At 72.9% G+C, this 5,165-nt stretch carries 3 protein-coding genes; all 3 read right to left on the reverse strand.

The window, feature by feature from the left end; genetic code table 11:
- Nucleotides 1-60: 60 nt before the first annotated feature.
- Nucleotides 61-2,190 (reverse strand): 3-hydroxyacyl-CoA dehydrogenase NAD-binding domain-containing protein, encoded by a 2,130-nt coding sequence (locus ACFWEG_RS28150; RefSeq protein WP_387220700.1) that lies wholly within the window; start codon nucleotides 2,188-2,190, stop codon nucleotides 61-63.
- On the reverse strand, nucleotides 2,187-3,413 hold the full coding sequence (locus ACFWEG_RS28155; protein WP_387220702.1) for a thiolase family protein: 1,227 nt from the start codon (nucleotides 3,411-3,413) through the stop codon (nucleotides 2,187-2,189). The genes ACFWEG_RS28150 and ACFWEG_RS28155 overlap by 4 nt, the downstream gene beginning before the upstream one ends.
- 335 nt (nucleotides 3,414-3,748) lie before the next feature.
- Entirely contained in the window at nucleotides 3,749-5,038 is a 1,290-nt protein-coding gene (locus ACFWEG_RS28160) for an HRDC domain-containing protein (RefSeq protein WP_387220704.1), read from the reverse strand.
- Between the last annotated feature and the right edge of the window lie 127 nt (nucleotides 5,039-5,165).

Below are 5,165 nucleotides of genomic sequence, written 5' to 3' on the forward strand. Positions count from 1 at the left end.
GCGCGGATCGTGGTGATCCGCGCGGCCCGTGCCGTCGAGCCGTGGTCCCTCAGGGAGCCGTTACGCCGGGACCGATGCCACGCCCTGCGCGAGGAACGGCTTGCCGTTCACCCGCTGGGAGACTCCCTCGCGGTCCAGGTACGGCGTGATGCCGCCCAGGTGGAAGGGCCAGCCGGCACCCGTGATCAGGCAGAGGTCGACGTCCTGCGCCTCGGCGACGACGCCCTCCTCCAGCATGAGCCCGATCTCCTGCGCGACCGCGTCCAGGACGCGCGCGCGGACCTGGTCCTCGGTCAGGACGACATCGCCCTGCTTCAGGAGCGCCGCGACCTCCGGGTCCAGCTCCGGCCTGCCGCTGTCGTAGACGTAGAAGCCGCGCTTGCCGGCCTTCACGACCGCCGCGAGGTTCGGCGAGACGGTGAAGCGCTCGGGGAACGAGCGGTTGAGCGTCTCCGACACGTGCAGGCCGATGGCCGGGCCGACCAGCTCCAGGAGCACCAGCGGCGACATCGGCAGACCGAGCGGCTCGACGGCCTTCTCGGCGACGGCGACCGGGGTGCCCTCGTCGATGACGTTCTGGATCTCGCCCATGAACCGGGTCAGGATGCGGTTCACGACGAACGCCGGGGCGTCCTTCACGAGCACGGCCGTCTTCTTCAGCTTCCGGGCGACGCCGAACGCCGTGGCGAGCGCCGCGTCGTCGGTCTGCTCGCCGCGGACGATCTCCAGGAGCGGCAGGACCGCGACCGGGTTGAAGAAGTGGAAGCCGACGACCCGCTCGGGGTGCTTCAGCTTCGACGCCATCTCCGTGATGGAGAGCGAGGAGGTGTTCGTCGCCAGGATCGCGTGGGCGGGGACGACGGCCTCCACCTCGGCGAAGACCTGCTGCTTGACGCCGATCTCCTCGAAGACGGCCTCGATGACGAAGTCGGCGTCGGAGAAGCCCTCGGCCTTGTCGAGGACGCCGGAGACCAGGCCCTTGAGACGGTTGGCCTTGTCCTGGTTGACGCGCTTCTTCGCGAGCAGCTTGTCGATCTCGGCGTGGACGTACCCCACGCCCTTGTCGACGCGCTCCTGGTCGATGTCGGTCAGCACGACCGGCACCTCCAGGCGTCGCAGGAACAGCAGCGCGAGCTGCGAGGCCATCAGGCCCGCGCCGACCACGCCGACCTTGGTGACGGGGCGGGCGAGCGCCTTGTCGGGCGCGCCGGCCGGGCGCTTGGCGCGCTTCTGCACCAGGTTGAACGCGTAGATGCCGCTGCGGAGTTCGCCGCCCATGATGAGGTCGGCGAGGGCCGCGTCCTCGGCGTCGAAGCCGGCCTGGAGGTCGCCGTCCTTGGCCGCCGCGATGATGTCCAGCGCGCGGTAGGCGGCCGGGGCCGCGCCGTGCACCTTGGAGTCGGCGACGAGGCGGCCCTGCGCGACGGCCTGGTCCCAGGCCTCGCCGCGGTCGATCTCCGGGCGCTCGACGAGGATCTCGCCGCGCAGCACGGCGGCGGTCCAGATCAGCGACTGCTCCAGGAAGTCCGCGCCCTCGAAGAGCGCGTCGGCGATCCCCAGCTCGTACACCTGGGCGCCCTTGAGCTGGCGGTTCTGGTTCAGCGAGTTCTCGATGATGACCTTGACGGCGTTCTGCGGGCCGATCAGGTTCGGCAGCAGCGCGCAGCCGCCCCAGCCGGGCACCAGGCCGAGGAAGACCTCGGGCAGCGAGAACGCGGGCACCGCGGCGGAGACCGTGCGGTAGGAGCAGTGCAGGCCGACCTCGACGCCGCCGCCCATCGCCGCGCCGTTGTAGTACGCGAACGTCGGGACGCGCAGGCCCGCGAGGCGCTTGAAGACCTCGTGGCCGCCCTTGCCGATGGCGAGCGCGTCCTCGTGGTCCTTCAGCAGCTCGACGCCCTTGAGGTCGGCGCCGACCGCGAAGATGAACGGCTTGCCGGTGATGCCGACGCCGACGATGTCGTCCGCCTCGGCCTCCCGCTCGACCTGGTCGAGCGCGGCGTTCAGGTTCGCCAGCGACTGCGGGCCGAATGTCGTCGGCTTGGTGTGGTCGAAGCCGTTGTCGAGCGTGATGAGCGCGAACCGGCCCGCCTTGGAGGGCAGTTCGAGGTGGCGTACGTGCGCCTTGGTGACGACCTCGCCGGGGAACAGCTCGGCGGCGCCCTTCAACAGGTCGGTGGTGCTGGTCACTTGTCGCCTCCGGCGTTCTCGAAGTGGGGGTTCTCCCAGATGACCGAGGCGCCCATGCCGAAGCCGACGCACATCGTGGTCAGGCCGTAGCGGACGTGCGGCTGCTCCTCGAACTGCCGGGCCAGCTGCGTCATCAGGCGCACGCCGGAGGAGGCGAGCGGGTGGCCGTACGCGATCGCGCCGCCGTACTGGTTGACGCGCGGGTCGTCGTCGGCGATGCCGTAGTGGTCCAGGAGCGCGAGCACCTGCACGGCGAAGGCCTCGTTGATCTCGAAGAGACCGATGTCGTCGATGGTGAGACCGGCCTTCTTCAGGGCCTTCTCCGTCGAGGGGATCGGGCCGTAGCCCATGACCTCCGGCTCGACGCCGACGTACGCGTAGGAGACCAGGCGCATCTTGACCGGCAGGCCGAGCTCGCGGGCCGTCTCCTCGGAGGCGAGCAGCGAGGCGGTGGCGCCGTCGTTCAGGCCGGCCGCGTTGCCCGCGGTGACCCGGCCGTGGGTGCGGAACGGGGTCTTCAGGCCGGCCAGGTTCTCCAGCGTGGTGCCCGGGCGCATCGGCTCGTCGGCGGTGACCAGGCCCCAACCGGTCTCGCCCGCCTCTTCGTTGGTGCGGCGGACGGCGACGGGGACCAGGTCGGCCTGGATCTTGCCGTCGGCGTAGGCCTTCGCGGCCTTCTCCTGCGAGCGCACGGCGTACTCGTCGGCGCGCTGCTTGGTGATGTGCGGGTAGCGGTCGTGCAGGTTCTCCGCGGTCATGCCCATGAACAGGGCGGACTCGTCGACCAGCTTCTCGCTGACGAACCGCGGGTTGGGGTCGACGCCCTCGCCCATCGGGTGGCGGCCCATGTGCTCGACGCCGCCCGCGATCACGACGTCGTACGCGCCGAACGCGATCGAGCCGGCCGTCGTCGTCACCGCGGTCATCGCGCCGGCGCACATGCGGTCGATCGAGTACCCCGGCACCGACTGCGGCAGCCCCGCGAGGATGCCCGCCGTGCGGCCGATGGTCAGGCCCTGGTCGCCGATCTGCGTCGTCGCCGCGATGGCGACCTCGTCGACCTGCGCGGGGTCCAGTGCGGGGTTCCGCCGCAGCAGCTCCCGGATGGCCTTGACGACCAGGTCGTCGGCGCGGGTCTCGTGGTAAATGCCCTTCGGGCCCGCCTTGCCGAACGGGGTGCGGACGCCGTCGACGAAGACGACGTCCCTGACGGTACGAGGCACGATGGCTCTCCTCCAGATGCGGGTTCGCTGCGGGGGTCGCCACCGCGGGTGTCTCTTCGACGGCGCCCTCGGTCATGCTACTCGCCGGTAACAGACCTGCCCACCCTCGTGGGGGCGGCGCACGTCACATACGCGGGGGGCCAAGAAACTTCAGCCCGGCCGGCGCTTGAGGCCGCGCGGCCGCAGGCCGTGCACCGCGGCGCAGCCGCGACCCTCCTGCGGGGCGGCCCACGTTCACGCCGAGCCGCACGAAAACTCAGCCCGGCCGGCGCTTGAGGCCGCCGGCCGCAGGCCGGTACCCGCGGCGGAGCCGCGAGACCCCGCTGCCGGCCGCCCTAGGCCTCCGCGGGCGGGTTCGCCGCGAGGGCGACCACGAGCAGGGGTGCGACCTGGTCGATCTGCCAGCGGCGCGCGCCATGGGAGGCGAGGGCGGCGGCGACGGCCTCCCGGGTCACGGGGGACGGCGGTTCCCAGCAGACCCTCCGCACCGTGTCCGGCGTGATCAGGTTCTCCTGCGGCATGCGGAGGGTCTCCGCCAGCCCCGCGATCGCCGCCCGCGCCGCGGAGAGCCGCGCCGCCGCGGCGGGGTCCTTCTCCGCCCACGAACGCGGCGGCGGCGGCCCCTGCACCGGCGCCCCGGGCGACGGCAGCGCCGACTCCGGCAGCGACCGCGCCCGGTCCACCCCCGCCTGCCACTGCTCCAGCTGCCTCCGCCCCATCCGCGCCCCGAACCCCGGCAGCGCCGTCAGCGCCGCGACGTCGGCCGGCATCCGCAGCGCCGCCTCCACGATCGCCGCGTCCGACAGCACCTTGCCCGGCGACACGTCCCGCCGCTGCGCGATCCGGTCCCGCGCGGTCCACAGCTCCCGCACGACCGCCAGCTGCCGCCGCCGCCGCACCTTGTGCATCCCGGACGTCCGCCGCCACGGATCCTTCCGCGGCGGCGCCGGGGGCGCGGAGGCGATCGCGTCGAACTCCTCCAGCGCCCACTCCAGCTTCCCCTGCCGCTCCAGCTCCTTCTCCAGCGCGTCGCGCAGGTCGACGAGCAGCTCCACGTCGAGCGCGGCGTACCGCAGCCACGGCTCGGGCAGCGGGCGGGTCGACCAGTCCACGGCGGAGTGCCCCTTCTCCAGCGCGTAGCCGAGGACGGACTCCACCATCGCGCCGAGCCCCACCCGCGGGAAGCCCGCGAGCCGCCCGGCCAGCTCGGTGTCGAAGATCCGGGCGGGCACCATGCCTATCTCCCGCAGGCAGGGGAGGTCCTGGCTCGCCGCGTGCAGGACCCACTCCGCGTCCGCGAGCGCCGCGCCGAGCGCGGACAGGTCGGGGCAGGCGACGGGGTCGACGAGCGCGGTGCCCGCCCCCGCCCGCCGCAGTTGCACGAGGTACGCGCGCTGCCCGTAGCGGTAGCCGGACGCCCGCTCGGCGTCGACGGCGACGGGTCCGGAACCCGCGGCGAACGCGGTGACCGTCGCGGCCAGTCCGGCCTCGTCGGCGATCACGGGGGGCACACCCTCGCGCGGGGCGAGCAGGGGGATCGGCGCCGGTTCGACGTCGTCCGAGGGGCCGCCCCCGGTGGTGGTGAGCAGTGGCTGGTCTGCTGCGGTCTCTTGGGCGTCGGTCACCGGTCAAGGGTATCCGGGGATGCGGCGAGCCCGCCGACGGTACGTTCCGTCGGCGGGCTCGCAGGGGTCCTTCAGGGTGCCGGCCGGGCAAGCGAATGATGGCGGCCGGATCAGACCGCTGGGCCCC

Origin of the sequence: Streptomyces sp. NPDC060194 (assembly GCF_042728285.1) — a bacterium.
Lineage (GTDB): Bacteria > Actinomycetota > Actinomycetes > Streptomycetales > Streptomycetaceae > Streptomyces.